Raw genomic sequence first — 19,260 nt, 5'->3', positions numbered from 1 at the left:
TTCATTGTGGCAGGCTCTATCTTTATGTGAGCTAATCGCTTACCTTTCCGTCGCTTATTGTTATCCGCCTGTTGGCAATCTTTGCAAGCTTTTTGCCATGCGTGATAACGACAACCGTTTTACCGCTTTCGTTCAGACGTTTTAATATCCTAATAACGTCATTTTCGCTTTTTGTGTCGAGATTACCGGTCGGCTCATCGGCAAGAATAAGCTGCGGTTGAGCTGCAATAGCACGTGCAATGGCAACCCTTTGCTGCTGACCTCCGGATAGTTGGTTTGGTTTGTGCTGTGCTCTTTCAAACAGACCAACCTCGTCAAGTGCAGTTAGCGCAAGGTGCTTTCTTTCATCCTTAGCTATTCCTCTGTATTTCAGCGGAAGCTCAACATTTTCGCAGGCGGAAAGGCTTGGAATCAGATTGAAGCTTTGGAATACAAAGCCTATCATTCTGTTGCGTATTCGTGACAGCTCGTTTTCGCCAAGCCGTCCAACGCTTCTTCCGCTCAAAAAGTATTCTCCGCTGTCGGGTGTATCAAGACAGCCTAAGATATTCAAAAGCGTTGACTTGCCCGAACCGCTTTTGCCAACTATGGCGGTGAACTCTCCGTTTTCAATTTTAAGAGATACATCGTTAAGCGCAAAAATCCGATTTTCGCCTTGATTATATATTTTGCTGACATTTTGCAGCCTCAGCAAAGACATTCAATCACATCCTCAATTTAATTATTGCCAAAATTTCTTTTTTCTATTTAATTTCGTATCAAAAATGTGTATAATGATACTGTAAAATTTTAGAGATAATTTGTGTATGCCCTGTATTGCGGCAGCACAATGAAAGGAAGGCAAAAAATGCTGAATGATTACTGGAAGCAGTTTAAAAGCGGCACTGATATAAGAGGAATTGCAACCGAGGGTGTTGAGGGTGAAGACGTAAACCTTACAAACGAGGCTGTAAGAGCTATGAGCGCCGGTTTTGTGCTTTGGCTTGCAAAAAAGTGCGGCAAAAAGCCTGAGAAGCTTGTGATATCAATTGGACGTGACAGCCGTGTTTCAGGACCAAGAATCGTCGGTGAATGCAGTGATGTTATGAAAAATGCCGGTGTGCGTGTGCTTGACTGTTCTCTTGCGTCAACTCCGTCAATGTTTATGACAACGGTTGACTTAGGCTGTGACGGCGCACTGCAAATAACTGCAAGCCACCACCCGTTTAACAGAAACGGTCTTAAATTCTTCACACGTGACGGCGGTCTTGAGGGCAGCGACATAGAGGAGATTCTTCTTTATGCTCAAAACGGGGACACACCCGGTAGCTGTGGCGGCGGTGAAATTGTACAGACAGATTATATGAGCGACTATTCGGCTCGCCTTAGAGATATGATTTGTAAAGGGGTAAATGCAGACGATTATGAGCATCCGCTTAAAGGCTTTAAAATCGTTGTTGATGCAGGCAATGGTGCAGGCGGCTTTTATGCCGAAAAGGTATTGGCTCCTCTTGGCGCAGACACAACAGGCAGCTGCTTCTTGGAGCCGGACGGAATGTTCCCTAATCATATTCCAAACCCGGAAAATGAGGAGGCTATGGCTTCTATAAGCCGTGCTGTGCTTGAATCAAACGCTGATATGGGCGTTATCTTTGACACAGACGTTGACAGAGGAGGAGCCGTTGACAGCAAGGGCAACGAGATAAACCGTAACCGACTTGTTGCTATGGCGGCGGCTATTGCGCTTGAGGGCAATGCAGGCGGAACAGTTGTTACAGACTCTACAACCTCAGCAGGACTCAAGGAATTTATTCAAAATGATTTGGGTGGAGTTCATCATCGCTTTAAACGAGGATATAAAAATGTTATCAACGAGGCTATTCGCTTAAACGGCGAGGGTGTGAATTGCCCTCTTGCCATTGAAACATCGGGTCACGCCGCAATGCGTGAGAATTATTTCCTTGATGACGGCGCTTACCTTTGCACAAAGCTTATTATAAAGATGGCTCAGCTCAAAGCTGAGGGCAAGGAGCTTGAGCAGCTTATTGCAACGCTCAAGGAGCCTGTTGAAGGTCGTGAAATCCGCTTTAAGATAACAGAGCAGGATTTCAAGGCTTGCGGTAACAGAATACTCAAAAACCTTGAGGAGTACGCAAAGCAGCAGTCCGGCTGGATTCTTGCCGATGACAGCCGAGAGGGTGTCCGTATTTCCTTCTCAAAGGATGACGGCGACGGCTGGTTTATGCTTCGCTTAAGCGTTCACGACCCGATAATGCCGATGAATGTTGAAAGCGACAGCAAAGGCGGCGTTGATATTCTTGTTGAGAAGGCAATGGAGTTTTTAAAAACTCAAACAGGCTTAATTCTATAAGAAGAAAAATAAAATTTAAAACCGAGGTGTAACACTATGAAAAAACACAGATTTATCGGAAGCTGTGCTTCTGACAAATTCTGCATTAAGGGCATTGATGTTTTTAAGTACAAGTGGATTATGATAGGTGATGTCGTTATTGTTATCGACCCGGACACAAAACAGCCGCTGAGCTTTTCAGCCTATAAAATTGAGGTCAACGGAACAACGCTTAGCTTTGTAGCCGGCAAGCTTTATAGCGGTAAATGGGGATTTTTTGACTACGAGAACTAATAATAATCTCATATATTTAATCAAGGAGTAGAATATTTTTATGTTTGAACAAGTAACAACAAAGGCGTTATTCAGCGACTTAGACAAGACTATTGCAAAGCCGCTGCTTGAAAATACAACATACCCGTGGGAGGCTCTTGACGGTCTTAAGGACTTTATTTTAGAGCTTGGAAAAACCTTGCCGCAGGATAAATATGATAAAATTGGTGATGACATTTGGGTTGCAAAGAGCGCAACCGTTGCGCCGAGTGCGTCAATAACAGGTCCGCTGATTGTGTGCGAGGACGCTGAGATAAGGCACTGTGCTTTTATCAGAGGTGTAGCAATTGTCGGCAGAGGTGCAGTTGTGGGCAACTCAACCGAGCTTAAGGGTACGCTGCTGTTTGACGGCGTTCAGGTGCCACATTACAACTATGTAGGCGACTCAATTTTAGGTTATAAATCGCATATGGGCGCAGGCTCGATAACCTCTAATCTCAAGTCTGATAAAACAATTGTGCATTTGGGTATAGGCGGCGAAAAGCTCTGCACTAACCGTAAGAAGCTTGGCGCTATTTTGGGCGATAATGTTGAGGTTGGCTGTAACTCAGTACTCAACCCCGGTACGGTAATTGGCAGAAACACAACAATCTATCCTGTTTCTATGGTTAGGGGATATGTTCCGGAGAACAGTATATATAAATTTAAGGACGAGGTTGTTAATAAAATAGAATCTAAAGAATTATAAAAATAACAAATAACAAAAAAACGGGCGGTCACATTGAACCGCCCGTTTGCTGTATTACCGTAAAATCATCGCTTAAATAAATTTAATTGCTGTTCCATAAGCCAAAATCTCAGCCGCACCCTGGGTAATAGAGTTTGATGTGTAACGAATACCTACAATTGCGTCAGCTCCCATTTGCTGAGCCTGCAAAAACATTCTCTGTGTAGCTGTTTGGCGGGCGTTAGTGAGCATTTCGTTGTAGGCGGTAAGCTCGCCGCCAACCAAGTTTTTGAAGCCTGCAAGAATATCCTTTCCTGCGTGAACACTCTGAACGGTGTTGCCCATTACAAGACCAAGCTCTGTAACATTTTTTCCTTTTATGCTGTCTGTTGTTGTAAGTATCATTGTATTTCTCCTTTAAATTTTAATATTTTTTTACAATTGAAGCTAAACACTTAAGATGTTTTCTTCAATCGTTATTCATTTGTCTTTTCCGGCAGTTCAAACTCCCTTGTGTCTGCAAGTCGTCGTTTTGCCTCACTGCTCGAATATTTTGAAATATCGGTTTCACGCAGAGAAAACTCAATCGTTTCGTCAAACTGAGGGTTGTGCTTTACTTCAGGCTCGGCTTGTGCTTCCTCTGTCTGTTGTAAAGACTCCGGTTCAGTCTGCGGATTTTCATTTGAATATGCTGACTGAGCCTGTACCTCTGTCGGTTGTTCGCTCGAAGCTGCTTTATTGTCGGAGATTTTTTTCTCCGACGTTTTCTTTTCGGTTTGCGTAGTCGTCTCTTCGGTTACAGTGCTTTGCTTTGTCTTATTTGAATTTGGAACAAAAACCTTTACGTCCTCGCTGTCCTCAGCATTAACCGTGTTTTCGTCAGGAGAGCCTTTTTTTGACTGAGCATTGCTCGATTCGCTGCGCTTTGGGTATTTTTTTGGCAGATCATGCTTGTCGCTAATCGGCTGTGAAACCGAAATACTGTGGTAGATATGCTTGGGTCTTTGTGCATTTAAGTATTCACCCAAATCCATAACCACAATATCATGGCTTGTCTGCCTTTCACTTGCAAGCACCATATTTTTGTAGTCGCCGTAAAGGTATCTGAGGTATTTGTCATAGTCCTTTGGAACAGGGAAGCGGTAGCCCTCAAAATCCCAATATACAGTATCCTTAAGCCATTTTTTTGGGAAGTCACCCTTATATACATTTCTGCCCATACCGTCATAAAGGTATTTTGCGTCCTTTTTCTTTTCAAACCAACGCAGACACTTAAACTGGAGTTTTTCCGAAGCCTTAAGGGGCAGAATTTTTTTAATCATATCGGTAACGGCGCTCTGGAATTTATGCCCGTTGTTTACCTTTCTGCCGTGCCACTTGTTGAACACAAGCGAGCGAGTCATAAGCGTAAGCTGAAGGTGAATTTTCCTGCCAAGCTTGCTGTTTGCTGTCTTATCGTGTGCCAAAACGTCAAAGAAAATTCCATTGTGCATATCAGGAAATTTGCTTGTCCATTTTGTTGCAAACATTGTGTTGTCAATTCTGAGCTTAGTGAAAATGTTGTGCGTTTTCGGGTCGGTGTCAACCGTGTGAAGCTTAACATTGCCCGGCAGCTCGCTTTGAACAACCTCAAGGAATTTGTTGTAGTCCTCTCTGAGCATCATAACGTCGGCGTCATCATCCCAAGGGATAAAGCCCTTGTGGCGTATTGCGCCTAAAAGTGTGCCGCCTGCTAAGAAATATTTTATGTTGTGCTTGCGGCAGATTCGGTCGATTTCAAGCAGATACAAAAGCAGAATATTTTGTATAGACTTAATTTTGCCCTGATACGAATCGTCAAAGACGAACGTTTTTTCCTGATGGGAAAAGCTCTTTACAACAAGCTCAACAGCCTGCGCAAGAGTAATTTTAGGCTTGCAGCCGCCAAAGTTAACTATCTTTTGGTTGTTCATAGAAACGCCGTAGGCAGGGTCTTTGTCGCTTTGCTCAAGAGTTATTTTGGTTCTTTCAGGGTAGAGGTCATGCAGTATAGCTGAAAGCATACCTGTTGAAACAGTGCTGTCAGCGCCGACTACATTATACGTTGTGTTCCTCCGCATAAGCGAAGCGGCATGAAAAACAGCGTTTAATACGTCGCTTAAGTATACGAAGGAGTACTTATTCTTACTGTTGATAATAGTATATTCATCGCCTATGGCAACAGCCTTAAGCATATCCGAAATAATGCTGTCATCAAGCTGTGCACAGGCTCCTAAAATTATAGCACAGCGCAGAATTGTAAAGTCAAAATCTTTTTGCTTTGCATATGCGGCGCATTGAGCCTCAATAGCCTGAGTAAGCATTGAGGTAAGACCGCTGGACAGAGAAAAGCTTACTCTGCCGTTTTCGTATTCCGACATAAGTACTCCACGCTCTGCTTTGCCATAGGCTCTGTAATCCGATAGGAGAATAAAATGCTGTGCCCCTGTTTTTTCGGCAACCTCAAGAGTATATTTTGACCTGCTGATACAATCGCTGAAGAACTCGGGCGATTTGCTAAACGCTGTATTGCATATGCCGGTTGAGATAACTATATCTGCTTTCGGAAGTTTTTCCGGCTGCTGACCAAACACAAAAAATCGGAAGTCACGTCTGCCGATTAAGCCGTCGGGAATATTGTCGATATAGTCATCGTCAGCTAAAAGCGAAACCGATATGCCTGTGCCTTTTAAGTCATTTGCAGCAAGAAGCGCATACAAAAGTGCACGGGCAAGATTTGACTGTCCGCCGGCTATTATTATGCTCTTGTCCTTAAGCTGATTATACGGGAAATCCTCCTGCATAGAGGGGAATGCTGCCCAATCAAACTCGTACTCATTTAAGAGGTTTTTTACTTCCATTTTTATACTCCATCATAGCCGTTTTGTGCCGAAACAATTCTAACCGATTTGGCTATGCCGTCCTTAAGTGTTGTTCTTCCGACCCAGCCTAAATCCTTAAGCCGCTTGTTGTCAAGAATTTCCGGTGTTGCGCCAAGATATGAGCGCTGAGGTTCTTTTTCATCCTCAGGATTTGCAAATTTCAGCTTCATCATCTTTTCGGGGAAGGTTTCAACTGCCGCCTTTGCAAAATCTCTGATAGTAACATTTGAGTATTCACTTGAAATATTGTATGGGTAAACATCTGCTCCGCATAAAAGTATAGTGAACAATGCCTCGGCTGTATCGCTTACATAGCAGAATGAGCGCAGAGCCGCACCGTTGCTTTTTAGGAGAATGTCCTCACCCTTAACCACATTTGCTATGAACTGCGCCCAAACCCTGTCATCATCAAGGCTTGACGGACCGTAGATATAGCTTGGTCTTGCAATTTTAACCGATAGGTTTTTCTGACGGCAGTAGCAGGCGCACAAAGCCTCGCTTGCTCTTTTGCCGACAGCATAGCAGTTTTTGTAGTTTGTCTGGTCTATATAACCTATATCGTCCTCGTTTATCGAGTCCTTGCCGTTGTGAAGAGCGCCGTAAACCTTGAGGCTTGAAATAACAAGAGTTGATTCAGCCTTGCATCTCTCGGCATATTCAAGAACTCTTGTTGTTCCGGTAAGGTTTGCGTCAATCGTGCCGACAGGGTCATGCTCAAAGAAATATGCGCTTGCCTGGCTTGCTGCGTGGATGATAAAATCAGCCTTTTGCTTAAGCTTGATTTCATCACATACGTCCTGCACAACAATTGTCAAATCCTCACGCATAAGCAAATCACCAAAGCGTGCTTCACATTTTTTGTTGTTTCTCACAAGAGCGATTACGTTTATGCCGTCACCGTACAAATCGTTTCTAATAAGAAGCGCCGTTACCAGATAAAAACCGATAAAGCCTGCGCCGCCTGTTATCAGAACGGTTTTATTTCTCATTTTTTCCCATGGGAGAGCCGCAGTAGCAACGTCAAGAACATCGTCATACACCGGTCTTATAAGCGCCTGCTCAACCTTAATCACCGATATTCAGCTCCTTTGCGAAGTTTTCAAAGCTGCGGTAATAGTAGTATGAGCGTAAAAATCTTAAATCCTCAGGAGTGGTAACCTTAATGTTCTCACGCTCGCCAATGAAGATATGAACCTCTTCGCCAAGCTCAATCAAAAGCTCACTGCTTGAAATCGGGTTAGTTATACCTCTTCTTTCAGCCTCATCGTGTGCCCACATAATTTTTCTCATAGTGTATCCCTGCGGAGCCTGAGTGATGAACATTTCTTTTCTTTGTAGTGACCTTTTGCAGGTCTTGCCGTCAAAGCTTTCAAGAACTGAGTCTATGCTCGGTGTAACCGGAACAGCCGTTTCATATGCACGAGCCGTTGCGATACAGTCGGAAATGAGCTTTTCAGTTAACAAAGGACGAACACCGTCGCATATAAGCACAATGTCATCGGGCAGAGCGGTTTCATTGACCTTAACAAGTCCGTTGTGTATAGAGCCGTGACCGTTTTCACCGCCCGGCACTATGGCCTTCACTTTAGTAATACCATACTGAAGTACAAGCTCCTGAAGTTTGTCTATCCACGATTCAAGACAGGCTACAACAATCTCGTCAACCTGTGTGTGAAGCTGGAAGTTCATCAATGTTCTTATGATAATCGGCTTTCCGTCCACCTCAATAAACTGCTTCGGAATCTCCGCCGACTTCATTCTTGCGCCTACGCCGCCTGCAAATATCATAGCTGTAACCATATTTTATCACCTGCTGTTTTTATTTTTTCTGTTCCGTATAAACCTTTAATGCTTCCACTGTGGGACCGTCAAAAATCAATTCGCCCTTTTTGAGGTAAATAGAACGGGGACACATTTCCTTAACGCTTTCCTTGGAATGGCTTACATACAAAACAGTCTTTCCCTCTTTTATTATGCTCGAAATTTTGTCCTTACATTTCTTTTTAAATTTAGCGTCGCCTACGCTTAGCGCTTCGTCAATAACGAGAATATCAGGGTCGATATTGACGTTGATTGCAAAGCCCAGGCGCATTTTCATACCGCTTGAATAGGTACGTACAGGCTGGTCGATATAATCGCCGATTTGCGCAAAATCAACTATATCCTCCTCAATCGTCTTTATGAAGTCGTCCTTAAGGCCGAGAATATAGCCCTTGAGATATATGTTCTCTCTTCCTGTCATTTCAAGAGAGAAGCCTGCCGTAAGCTCCAGCAGAGCCGCAACCTTGCCGTTAACCGTAACCGTGCCTTCGGTGGGGAAGCTTACGCCTGTTATCATCTTAAGCAGGGTAGACTTTCCTGCGCCGTTGTCGCCGATTATTCCGACGCTTTCGCCTCGGTTTATCTTAAAGCTAACCTTTGAAAGCGCCCTGTGATCTTTCGCAGTTTTCGGGCGCACGAAAAGAGCTTTCATTCTGTCACGGTCATTTTTGTAAAGAGTGTAAACCTTTGAAACATTGTCAAATGAAATAATCGGTTCTTCCATAACGCTCTCCTTTCAGCCTTTAAAGCACATCGGCAATCTTTTTTCTCAAACGCTTGTAGTTGTAAAGTCCTAACACAAATAACAGTGCGAACTCCGCAACAAAGATAAGCGTTTCAAGCGGGAACTGCGGATAATCCCAGAACCAGCGCTTATATAGAAAAGCGTTGCGGTAGCCGTTTGTGAAGTAGTTTATCGGATTAAAAAGCATTATTACTCTGAGCCAGCCCTCTTCAAGGTCATAGCTTGAATAGATGACGCTCGACAACCAGAAAAGACCTGACATAATAGAGTTTATTATGTTGAAGAAGTCAAGGCTGAAAGCACTCATAGGCGCCGTTGACCAAGACAGCACAAGGAAGAAAAGGAACATCAGCGGACAGTACATTATGAATTGGATATTGTAGATTGACGGACCGCCTGTTGTGAAGATAACGTAAATATACATACAGCCGACAAGCAGAAAATGCACAAACAGCTTTGAAAGTACTGTAAAGGACATTATTGTCGACACAGGGAATGAAACCTTTGTGACAAACTGCCTGTTGTCACGTATGCTTCGGGCGCCGAAAATAATCGAGTCGCTTATAAAGCACCATGGAACAAAGCCGACAAGTATAAATATAAATATCGGGTAGCCGATTGTTTCGCCGTGAATGTTTGCAACCTCAACCACCTTGTTGCCTCTGAGTCCTATGCTGAACGCAAACCAATATACAAACAGGGTGAACAGTGGCTTTACAACTGCCCAAAGAGGACCAACGGCTGAACCCTTGTAGGTTTTAATCAGCTCGTTTTTAGCCAAAAGCACAATTTGCCTGCCAAAGCCCTTATGCTCCTTGAAAATATCAAACAAATACTTCACATCCTTAATTTTTAAAGAACGATTTTAACCTATACTATTGTATGCTTTTTTCTGAATTTGTCAATATGCGTAATAAAAAGGGGAATAACAGCACTTATTCGCTGAGATAATTGTTTCTCTCAAGCCATTCCTGATGCGACATAAGCACCTGACGTGATTTAGAGCCTTCATGAGGACCTACAATGCCCATCTGCTCCATTTCATCAATAAGTCTGCCTGCTCTTGCGTAACCAAGGCGAAGCCTTCTTTGCAGAAGTGAGGTTGACGCCTGTCCTGCTTCAACAACAAGCTTTATAGCTTCGTCAAGCATAGGGTCACGGTTGCTGTTATCATCACTGCCTGAATACATATCGCTGTTTTTCTTGCCGCCCTGAGCAATCTCAGTGCTTGCGATTTTTTCAATCTGCTCAACAATGTTTTCGTCATAATCTGAACGTGCTGACTGCTTTGTGAAAGAAGTTACGTTTTCTATTTCCTCATCCGAGGCATATCCTCCCTGAACACGAAGAGGCTTTGAACAGCCGATAGGGGCAAACAGCATATCGCCCTTGCCAAGCAGCTTCTCAGCTCCGCTTAAGTCAAGAATTGTTCTTGAGTCAACCTGCGAGGAGGTCTTAAGAGCAATTCTGCTTGGAATATTCGCCTTAATAACGCCCGTGATAACATTGACGGAAGGTCTTTGCGTTGCAATTACAAGATGCATACCTGCGGCACGTGCCATCTGAGCCAAACGGCAGATAGCCTCCTCAACCTCGTTTGGCGCCGCCATCATCAAATCGGCAAGCTCGTCAATTGCAATAACAATCTTCTCAAGTCTTTTTTCCGGAATAGGCAAGCCGCTTTCAGTCAGAGGCAAATCCTCCTTCGGTGTGTCCTCCGGCAAGTCCTTGTACTTTTCCTTATATGTATCAACCATCTTGTTGTAGGTTTCAATGTCACGCACACCGTAAGCCGCAAAGGTCTTGTAGCGGTCGAGCATTTCACTTACCGCCCAGTTGAGCGCACCCGCCGCCTTTTTAACGTCGGATACAACGGGAATAAGCAGGTGAGGAACACCCTTGTATTTTGAAAACTCAACCATTTTAGGGTCAATAAGCACGATTTTTACTTCGTCCGGAGATGCCTTGTAGAGGATACTCAGCAAAAGTGAGTTTACGCACACTGACTTACCGCTGCCGGTAGTACCTGCGATAAGCAAGTGAGGCATTTTTGCAAGGTCGGTAATTACTATATTTCCCGAAATATCCTTGCCGAGCACAGCCGCAAGCTTGCTCTTTGCGCTTCTGAATTGCTGCGATGCTATAAGCTCACGCATTGTTACCATACTAACGCTTTTGTTTGGAATTTCAATGCCGACTGCTGCCTTGCCCGGTATAGGCGCCTCAATTCTTACGCTTTCAGCGGCAAGGTTCATCGCAATATCGTTTGCAAGGTTTGTTATCTTACTTATCTTAATGCCTGCCGCAGGCTGAAGCTCAAAGCGTGTTACCGCAGGACCTCTTGCAATGTCGGTAATCTTTGACCTGACGCCGAAGCTTTCAAGTGTTGATACAAGCTTGTCGCCGCTTTCACGCAACTCTCTTGCAAAATTGCCGTTGTCTGCGAATTCGTTAGGATTTGGTGCGAGAAGCTCAATCGGAGGATAGCGGTATCCGCTGCTGTCGTCTTCTCTTTCGCTCAGTTTTTCTATCTCAACAGGCACTGTCTGCGGGTCCGGCTGAAGCTGGTCGGGATTAGATTTCTTTGGCTTTTTCTTTTTATCCATTACCTGTTGTGCAGCAGCTGTTGCAGCGGGGACATTTCTGCTGTCTTGCTTAGTTGGTGAATCAGAATTTGCATTAACATTTGCCCATGCAGCCTGAAGCTCGTCAAGCTTTGAGCCTTTTGATTTTTTGCCGCTGTTTTTCGGCGAATCAAGCGGAACATCAACCTGAAAGTCCCTTTGGTGCTGAATCTCATATTGAAAGCTGTCATTCTGCTGCGGATAATCGTCGTATGAAAAAGGCTCATTTTCATATGACTCTTCGTTTTTCTTGATACTTGAACGTCGTTTTTGCTCAGCACGGCGGCGTTCACGCTCCGCAGCAGCCGCATCTTTAACTTTATATACAGGCTTTTTTACAGCGCAAAGTACATTCTTGATTGATACGCCGAAAAGCAGAAGCAGAAGCGTTATAAGTGCAATAACGGTGATAATCTGCGCACCGAGCGTACCGCCGAGCATTACAAGAGGAATGCCGAGAACACCGCTTAAAAGTCCGGCTCCTGAGCCGTTTACACCGCTTATATAAAGCTGTGAAAGCTCCTCAAGATAATTCAAACCGCTGTGACTGTCTGCGTTAAAAACATAAATAAGTGTTGAAATACACACAGCAGTGCCGATAGCCAATAAAAGCTTGCCTGCAACCTTGCCGTGAATTTTTCGTTCGAGCGCAGTCATAGTAGCAACATACGCAAGCAGCAGCGGCCAAACAAAGCCGCAGAATCCAAACAGACCGCTGAATACGTTATGAACCTCAAGCCAAACGCTCTCGTTCTTAAAGATAATAATGCAGAGCATAAGCGCCGCAACCGCAAACATTATAATTGCTTTAGTTTGTGATGAAAGCCCTCTTTTTTCCTCGTTTTGTTGCGCAGCCTTAGTTTGACTGCGTTTTGAAGCCGGCTTTGAACTTCCCTTAGCGGCAGTTTTTTTGCTCTGTGTTCTTTTGCCTTTTGCCGTTGTGTTTTTCCTTTTTTCTGCCAATATTTCTACCCCCGAAATTCAACAATTCAAATTTGACAATCAAAATTTATACAAATTGAAGCTGTTCGCCTGTAAAGATGTTAGTCCCCATTTGCAGCTCGATAATACTTATAATAATAACAGCCGCCGCTGCTATTGCCGTGTAGATAACAAATATGTACATTCTGTCCTTTGCAAGCATCCATTTGAAAAGCAAAATAGCAAAGAAACCGACAACAGCTGATACCGCAACGCCGATAATAAGCGGTAATATTTCAATATTTTGCACAGCGCCGGAGGCTATTGCGTCCTTTCCCTCTAAAATGGCCGCCGCCAAAATTGACGGAATACCAAGCACAAAGCTGTAATCAAGCGCAGTTTGTTTGTTAAGACCGCACAGCTGCCCCATTGCAAGCGTTGAGCCTGAACGTGAAAGACCCGGAAATATCGCCGCAAAAAGCTGTGCTACACCGATTAATGCGGCGTCGCCGGCTTTTAGTCTGTGTCTGCCGACACCCTTGGAGCTATGACTTCTCCGTGACGCTCTTGTTTCGTCGCTGTGACGTAGTTTTCTTTCCTTTAATTTCATCTGCCTGTCAGCGGCTATGCCGACTGAAAGCAGTATGCTTGTGAACAAAAGAGCCGCTCCAACAATAAAGAAATAGCCCGTGTTGCCCGACCATATTTCGGCCAAGTCCTTTGCGCTTATTCCGCCACTGCCGGGAACAGGCAGAAAAAGCAGAAAGAGCGGCAATAAGCCTATAACCAGCATAACAACCATATTTTGCTGATACGTCATATTTTTGTAACTGAATCGTTTTTTAGCAATGTCGCTTAACAGGCTGACAAAGCCTTTAATCAAATCAACCACTGTTTTGCGATATACGGCAAGCACTGCAAACAGTGTGCCGACGTGGAGCATTACATTAAAGAACAAGTTTGAGTCGGTAACGCCTAAAATGTGCTGTGAAATTGCCAGATGACCACTGCTGGAAACAGGCAGAAATTCTGTAAGCCCCTGAACGGCGCCCTGAATTATTGCGTCAAGTACAGTCATTTTATCCTCCGAGATATGTAGCGGCTGTACTTAAGGCTGTTTTGTACAGTCGCAAAGTATTTATAGCTTTTAACCCGTGCGGCTATTTCTTCTTTTTGCTTTTTTGCTTCTTCTCAATAAGCTCGCACAGCTTTTTTGCGGCGTCGCTGTATGTCCCAACATCGTCTATAAGACCTTCGTCGGTAGCCTCCTCGCCGTCAAGAATTGTTCCGACATCAAGCACAAGCTGCCCTGTGTTCATAGCAAGACTGTTGTATCTGTCAGCAGAAATGTTGGAATTATCAGCCACAAAGCCATTGATTCTTTGCTGAAGTCGCTTGAAGTATTCAAAGGTCTGCGGCACGCCGATAGTAAGACCGGTGGTTCTTATCGGGTGAACTGTCATCGAGGCTGTTTTTGAAATAAAGGAATAATCAGCAGATACGGCAAGAGGAATACCGATTGAATGACCCCCGCCGAGAACAAGCGATACCTTAGGCTTTTCAATGCCTGAGATAAGCTCGGCTATGGCAAGTCCTGCCTCAACATCGCCTCCGGCTGTATTTAAAAGCAGTAAAATTCCCTCCACACGGTCGCTCTGCTGCGCCGCAACAAGCTGGGGAATAACGTGCTCATATTTCGTTGTCTTGCTGTCATTCGGCAAAATTGAGTGACCCTCGATTTGACCTATTATTGTAAGGCAGTAAACAATATGCCCTCCGATTTTTACAAGAACAGCTCCTGTGCCTGTTGCTCTTGCGCTGTCGTTTATTTCCTCGCCCTGTGCGCCGTTGTTTTCATTGTCGCATACAGCAGACCGGTTTTCCTTGCTCATCTCAACTCTCCCTTTCAGCGTTTTTTTAGCTTACAAGGAGTAGTTTGCCATTTTTGCATAAATTAATTCAAAATATATTATATCATTATTAAAGAATTTCTTCAAGTGAAAATCAAACTTGTTTTCCGTTTATCTATCTGCGGAGCCTTGCCCTTGTTTCACGCAGATGCGAGGGAAGCTCATCATCTGCCATGTTATCCGGTACTGCGGTGGTGCCTGCTGCTTTTGCTGTTTCGTAATACCAGCACTTGAAATTAATGGTGTCAAGCGTTTGCTCAAGCTGTGCTATCTGCTTTTCAACCTCAGCCTTGCGCTTTTGAAAAAGCTCAAGCCGTGCATCGATAGTTTCATCACCCTTCATAACTAATAAAATAAACTCCCGAATATCTTTAATCTGCATACCTGTCGCTTTAAGACAGTGTATGATTTTTAGAAATTCTAAATCGCTGTCATGAAACACCCTGATTCCGCTCTCTGAGCGTTCCATAAAGGGCAGTAAGCCTTCTTTATCGTAGTAACGCAGGGTAGAGGGAGCAATGCTGAGAAGCTTCGCCATATCGCCGATTGTGTAAAGCATAAAAATTCCTCCGATTTTTTCTGAAAGGGTATTGACTTAAAGTTAACTTTAACTTATATAATATAATTAAGATAGTATATCAACACTAAAAACAAATGTCAAGCAGGCGTTCAGCCTGCAAAGGAGGAACATTAATATGTTAGGCAATTTTACTTATTCAAACCCGACAAAGCTGTATTTCGGCGAGAACGCACTTGATAATCTCGCATCTGAGCTAAATAACTACGGCAAAAGTATTCTGCTGGTTTACGGCGGTGGCTCAATCAAGAAAAACGGAATTTATGACAAGGTTATCAAAATTCTTCACTCCTGCGGCAAAGAAGTGTTTGAGGATGGCGGTGTTATGCCGAACCCAACATCGGAAAAGCTTTACGAAGGATGTGAACGTGCAAGAAAAGGTAAGGTTGACTTGATTCTTGCCGTAGGCGGCGGCTCTGTTTGCGACTATGCAAAGGCTGTTTCTGTTTCAACATACTGTGACGATGACCCATGGGATAAATACTATCTGCGTATGGAAGAGGTTGACAATAAAATCATTCCCGTTGGCTGTGTTCTGACAATGGTTGGAACAGGTTCCGAGATGAACGGCGGCTCGGTTATTACAAACCATTCACAAAAGCTCAAAATCGGTCATGTTTTCGGCGACAATGTATTCCCGAAATTCTCAATTCTTAATCCGGTGTTTACCTATACACTTCCGAAATATCAGATGGTTGCAGGCTTTTTTGACATTATGTCGCACATTTTGGAGCAGTATTTCTCAGGTGATGATGACAACACCTCTGATTATTTAATGGAGGGTTTGCTCAAATCTCTTATACACAGCTCAAAGATTGCTGTTGAAAACCCAAAGGACTATGAGGCACGAAGCAACATAATGTGGATTGCAACATGGGCGCTAAACACGCTTGTTGCTAAGGGCAAGACAACCGACTGGATGGTGCATATGATTGGTCAGTCTGTCGGTGCGTATACAGACGCTACGCACGGTATGACTCTTGCGGCTGTATCAATTCCATATTATAAATTCATTATGCCTTACGGACTGCAAAAGTTTAAACGCTATGCAATAAATGTATGGGATGTTGCGCCTGACGGAAAAACAGACGAGCAGATAGCCGATGAGGGCCTTGCCCGTATGGAACAATATATGAAACAGCTTGGACTTGTAATGAGCATTAAGGAGCTTGGCGTAACCGAGGATATGCTTGACGGAATAGCTGACGGCTCGTTCATTATGGACGGCGGCTACAAGGTGCTTAACCACGATGACATTGTTGAGATATTAAAAGAGAGTATGTAATAAAAGAAAGATATAAAATGAGGCTTTAGCAAACAAAATGCTAAAGCCTTAATTTTTTCAGTGACGGAGTTTGTTATGAGATTCGATATCATCGCTTATGCGGTAGCATAGAGTCATAAGACTATCTGACATATGTACGTTTTCAACCACAACATCTGAATAGTCTGTTGTAAGGTCATAATGGCTGAAATTCCAGTAATATCTTATTCCCAAGTTGTAAAGTCGGCGGCAAAGATGTTCAGCTGCCTCCTTTGGTACGCAGAGGATAGCCAAATTTGGAAGATTCCTCTTGCAAAACGGCTCAATCTGGTTTGTGTCGGCGATAATTACGTTTCTCAGTTTTGTGCCGATAAGCTTCTCGTTCTTATCAAAAATCCCGATAAGACTTATGCCCTTAGGCTCAAACGCCATATGCGACGCTACGGCTCTGCCGAGGTTGCCTGCTCCGACAAGGATAGCCTTTTTCGGTTTGCTCAGACCGAGAATAGACTCTATTTCATTTTTAAGCTGTTCAACGCTGTATCCGTACCCCTGCTGTCCGAAGCCGCCAAAGCAGTTGAAATCCTGCCTTACCTGCGAGGCAGTCAGGTTCATTTTGTCAGCAAGTTCTTTTGAAGAAATGCGCATAACGCCTTCAGCCTGTATTTCGGTCAAAAAGCGGTAGTAGCGAGGCAGTCGTCTTATTACCAGCATAGATATGTTGTCTCTTTTTGCCATAAGGTCACCCTTCTCAAAAATCTATACTTATTATAATACAAGTGTGCGGTGAAATAAAGAGGAAATTGTTAATTTTTTAACTATCTGCGAAAATTCTTTGAGGCAAAAGCGTAAAAATCTTTTGACGGTTTATAATTTATCTAAAGAAGAAAAGATTTTGTTATTATGGATAAAAATAAAATAAAATTATAAAAATAAATATTAGAAAATGTTGAAATGCGTATTTATATATGTTATAATATTGATAAACAGATATGATTTTTTAATTATAGTAGCTATAAACTTGTGTTTTATTATTTTTTTTAAGAAAACACGATAGAATTAATATTATGACATTTAATATTCTGATATGTTAATTGTTCTGATATGCGCTTAATAGTTAGCTATTTATAGTCAGCTGATTATATATTGATTGACCAAAAGGAGGAGATACCGATGTTCTGTTGAAGTGTTATCCGTTTTATGTTGCCGGATAAAAATATATAATTAATTATTATAATTCGATTTTAAGGAGGCAAAACATTATGAAAACAAAGTCAATATTTAAAAAGATTATAATTACAATTTCTGCCGTTGCAATACTGGCTGCCGGAACAATAGTTTCAGCGTATGCTGCGACAACTCGTTTAGGCTTTATCTCTGATTTTTTGTTACAATCAAGAGATGATTATTATACATATACCAACACCAGCTCAAAAGGTATGGTTGTTGATCAGTTAGGTTCTTATCCAACGATTCTTGATGATTGTTATGATTACTCCGAAGGTTACGCATATATATTCAATAAGACAGAAGGAAAATATTACGGAAGAAAAACGAATTACTATGTGCAATATAATTATCCTGCGCCGGTTGATTTAAGATATGCAGATGTTAGTTCCGGCTTGCTGGAGCATCGGTGGTTTAATTGCAGCGGCGGTGGGTTCAGAACAACTCTTACTTGTACTCTATATACGTGAGTCTATTTAGCAGAGCAGTCCTGTGCGAACAGGGCACAGGACTGCCAAAATATCGAGGTGCAATATGAATATATCTAAGCTTTTATTTGTATCAAGAGCAAATCTTAAAGGCGCAAAGCGTAAAAAGACAGTACTGGTTATGATGGTTTTGGCTGTAATATCCGTTGCGGTTCTCGCAAACTTTTTAAATCTTATTGCTTACAACTATAACACAAAACTAAACTCAATTGAGTTTAGACAGATTGAGGTTGACCCCGAGGTTGTTTATCCTTCTCACAGCTATAAGGGTGTAAATGATAAAACAATAGACGAAGTTCTTTCAATTGAACACGTTGTATCCTGTGAACCGATTAGGTACAATGAATATCAAAGTTTTGATATTATTGATATAAAAGATGATAATGGAAACGATGTTACCGTAAACGGCAATGAAATAGATTTAGAGAAGATTGAAAGAGTGTTAGGGGAATACAGAGTTGATGAGGAACTGACAGTAAATTGCGCTGTAGGTCAATCGTTAAAGGACTCACCTGTAATGTCCTGCATTATTCCGGACAAAGGTATGCTTTTTAATCAGGAAAATTTCACGATGAGCGATTATGATATTTCATATCTTTACGGCAAAACACTTACAGTTGAATGTCTGTACAATGCTTTAGTATTTAGCAAGGCTGACGGTCAGGGCTTTGAAGAAGGCGGTTATTCCAATGAAACAGTAGAGCTTGCAAAGTTAACGCTTAAGCTAAAGGTTGTTGGTGTCTATTCATTGTCGGAGTATGCTCCGGTCACAGGCGCAAATACCTTGCTTGTTTCGCCCGAAACAGCGCAGACTATTGAGAATATGGCGGTTGAAGAAGCGAAGAAAACAATGCCGAATACAGTTGATGAATATGTGAGCGACCCATATGCAAGAAGATTTATGGTTACGGTTGACAGCCGAGAAAATGTTGCAGAGGTTGAAGCCGAGCTATTAGAGCTTGGGTATCGCCCGTTCATCTGGGGCATAATGGACCCATCCTTTGAGCAGTTTGCCACTATGTTCAGCGGAGGCGGAACCTTTTTGCTTGTTGCTGTACTTTTGCTTACGACGATTAACCTTTTCTTAAGCGTATACAGCAACATAAATGAACGCAAAGCGGAGATAGGGCTGCTAAAAGCGATAGGCTACAAAAGCCGCCGGATTTTCCTTAGTATGTATCTTGAGAATGTAATTCAAGCGGTCAGGGCTATTATTATTGGCGGAGTTGTCTCGGCAGGAATTGTTTTGACAGCAAATATAATTAACCTAAACAGTGTTGTCTTTCAATACAGAATGCTTATTATTCCGTGGACGAGGTTTGGTTTTTATATTCTCATCGCTTTTGCTTTAATTCTTGTTATTCCACTTGTCTGCCAGCTCATTATGACAACGCTAATTACAAGAATTCAGCCGCAGGAAGCTATGAATTCTTAATGAATGCAACGGAGGCTTA

Annotated in this window: 18 protein-coding genes; 6 read left to right on the top strand and 12 right to left on the bottom strand. The window is 42.9% G+C overall.

Annotated features, from left to right (window positions below):
• Nucleotides 1–31: 31 nt before the first annotated feature.
• Entirely contained in the window at nt 32–700 is a 669-nt protein-coding gene (locus tag GMA13_RS07865; RefSeq protein ID WP_305119720.1) for an ABC transporter ATP-binding protein, read from the bottom strand.
• A gap of 147 nt (nt 701–847) precedes the next feature.
• On the opposite strand from GMA13_RS07865, the gene GMA13_RS07860 reads away from it, so the two are divergent.
• Genes GMA13_RS07860 through GMA13_RS07850 form a run of 3 tightly spaced genes read left to right on the top strand, consistent with a single transcriptional unit; the run spans nt 848 to nt 3,350 of the window.
• On the top strand, nt 848–2,350 hold the full coding sequence (locus tag GMA13_RS07860) for a phosphomannomutase/phosphoglucomutase (protein WP_255883707.1): 1,503 nt from the start codon (nt 848–850) through the stop codon (nt 2,348–2,350).
• Nucleotides 2,351–2,386: 36 nt separating this feature from the next.
• Nucleotides 2,387–2,623 carry a hypothetical protein gene (locus tag GMA13_RS07855; RefSeq protein ID WP_255883709.1) on the top strand — a complete coding sequence of 79 codons (237 nt, stop codon included), beginning with the start codon at nt 2,387–2,389 and terminating at the stop codon, nt 2,621–2,623.
• Between the two features lie 40 nt (nt 2,624–2,663).
• Nucleotides 2,664–3,350, top strand: coding sequence for a UDP-N-acetylglucosamine pyrophosphorylase (locus GMA13_RS07850; RefSeq protein ID WP_255883710.1), 687 nt, complete (start codon nt 2,664–2,666; stop codon nt 3,348–3,350).
• 72 nt (nt 3,351–3,422) lie between these two features.
• Here GMA13_RS07850 and GMA13_RS07845 read toward each other — a convergent pair whose 3' ends face one another.
• The 10 genes from GMA13_RS07845 to GMA13_RS07800 form a co-directional block, all read right to left on the bottom strand.
• The gene (locus GMA13_RS07845) at nt 3,423–3,734 is read right to left on the bottom strand and encodes a YbjQ family protein (protein WP_255883712.1); all 312 of its coding nucleotides are present in this window, start codon (nt 3,732–3,734) and stop codon (nt 3,423–3,425) included.
• A 71-nt stretch (nt 3,735–3,805) separates the two neighbouring features.
• Nucleotides 3,806–6,208 carry a LicD family protein gene (locus GMA13_RS07840; protein WP_255883713.1) on the bottom strand — a complete coding sequence of 801 codons (2,403 nt, stop codon included), beginning with the start codon at nt 6,206–6,208 and terminating at the stop codon, nt 3,806–3,808.
• Nucleotides 6,209–6,210: 2 nt separating this feature from the next.
• Nucleotides 6,211–7,302, bottom strand: coding sequence for an NAD-dependent epimerase/dehydratase family protein (locus GMA13_RS07835; protein ID WP_255883715.1), 1,092 nt, complete (start codon nt 7,300–7,302; stop codon nt 6,211–6,213).
• Nucleotides 7,295–8,029, bottom strand: a complete 735-nt coding sequence (locus tag GMA13_RS07830; RefSeq protein WP_255883716.1) for a 2-C-methyl-D-erythritol 4-phosphate cytidylyltransferase — start codon at nt 8,027–8,029, stop codon at nt 7,295–7,297. Before GMA13_RS07830 ends, GMA13_RS07835 begins: the two co-directional genes overlap by 8 nt.
• Before the next feature lie 19 nt (nt 8,030–8,048).
• On the bottom strand, nt 8,049–8,774 hold the full coding sequence (locus GMA13_RS07825; protein ID WP_255883717.1) for an ABC transporter ATP-binding protein: 726 nt from the start codon (nt 8,772–8,774) through the stop codon (nt 8,049–8,051).
• A 19-nt stretch (nt 8,775–8,793) separates the two neighbouring features.
• Nucleotides 8,794–9,627: an ABC transporter permease gene (locus tag GMA13_RS07820; RefSeq protein WP_255883718.1), complete on the bottom strand. Its 834-nt coding sequence runs from the start codon at nt 9,625–9,627 to the stop codon at nt 8,794–8,796.
• Between the two features lie 103 nt (nt 9,628–9,730).
• Entirely contained in the window at nt 9,731–12,382 is a 2,652-nt protein-coding gene (locus tag GMA13_RS07815) for a DNA translocase FtsK (protein ID WP_255883719.1), read from the bottom strand.
• 46 nt (nt 12,383–12,428) lie between these two features.
• Nucleotides 12,429–13,418: an undecaprenyl-diphosphate phosphatase gene (locus tag GMA13_RS07810; protein ID WP_255883721.1), complete on the bottom strand. Its 990-nt coding sequence runs from the start codon at nt 13,416–13,418 to the stop codon at nt 12,429–12,431.
• Between the two features lie 82 nt (nt 13,419–13,500).
• The gene (locus GMA13_RS07805; RefSeq protein ID WP_255883723.1) at nt 13,501–14,232 is read right to left on the bottom strand and encodes a ClpP family protease; all 732 of its coding nucleotides are present in this window, start codon (nt 14,230–14,232) and stop codon (nt 13,501–13,503) included.
• 133 nt (nt 14,233–14,365) lie between these two features.
• Nucleotides 14,366–14,809, bottom strand: coding sequence for a MerR family transcriptional regulator (locus tag GMA13_RS07800; RefSeq protein ID WP_255883725.1), 444 nt, complete (start codon nt 14,807–14,809; stop codon nt 14,366–14,368).
• A 136-nt stretch (nt 14,810–14,945) separates the two neighbouring features.
• Between GMA13_RS07800 and GMA13_RS07795 the strand changes: the two genes are divergently transcribed.
• Nucleotides 14,946–16,112 carry an iron-containing alcohol dehydrogenase gene (locus GMA13_RS07795; protein ID WP_255883727.1) on the top strand — a complete coding sequence of 389 codons (1,167 nt, stop codon included), beginning with the start codon at nt 14,946–14,948 and terminating at the stop codon, nt 16,110–16,112.
• A 57-nt stretch (nt 16,113–16,169) separates the two neighbouring features.
• Here GMA13_RS07795 and GMA13_RS07790 read toward each other — a convergent pair whose 3' ends face one another.
• On the bottom strand, nt 16,170–16,829 hold the full coding sequence (locus GMA13_RS07790) for a redox-sensing transcriptional repressor Rex (RefSeq protein WP_255883729.1): 660 nt from the start codon (nt 16,827–16,829) through the stop codon (nt 16,170–16,172).
• Between the two features lie 524 nt (nt 16,830–17,353).
• Between GMA13_RS07790 and GMA13_RS07785 the strand changes: the two genes are divergently transcribed.
• On the top strand, nt 17,354–17,788 hold the full coding sequence (locus GMA13_RS07785) for a hypothetical protein (RefSeq protein ID WP_255883731.1): 435 nt from the start codon (nt 17,354–17,356) through the stop codon (nt 17,786–17,788).
• Between the two features lie 64 nt (nt 17,789–17,852).
• The gene (locus GMA13_RS07780) at nt 17,853–19,241 is read left to right on the top strand and encodes an ABC transporter permease (protein ID WP_255883733.1); all 1,389 of its coding nucleotides are present in this window, start codon (nt 17,853–17,855) and stop codon (nt 19,239–19,241) included.
• Nucleotides 19,242–19,260 lie beyond the last annotated feature (19 nt).

Origin of the sequence: Ruminococcus sp. zg-924 (assembly GCF_024433635.1) — a bacterium.
GTDB lineage: Bacteria > Bacillota > Clostridia > Oscillospirales > Acutalibacteraceae > UBA7067.
The sequence above is the reverse complement of the archived record's forward strand: the minus strand, read 5'-3'. Positions and strand labels throughout refer to the sequence as shown.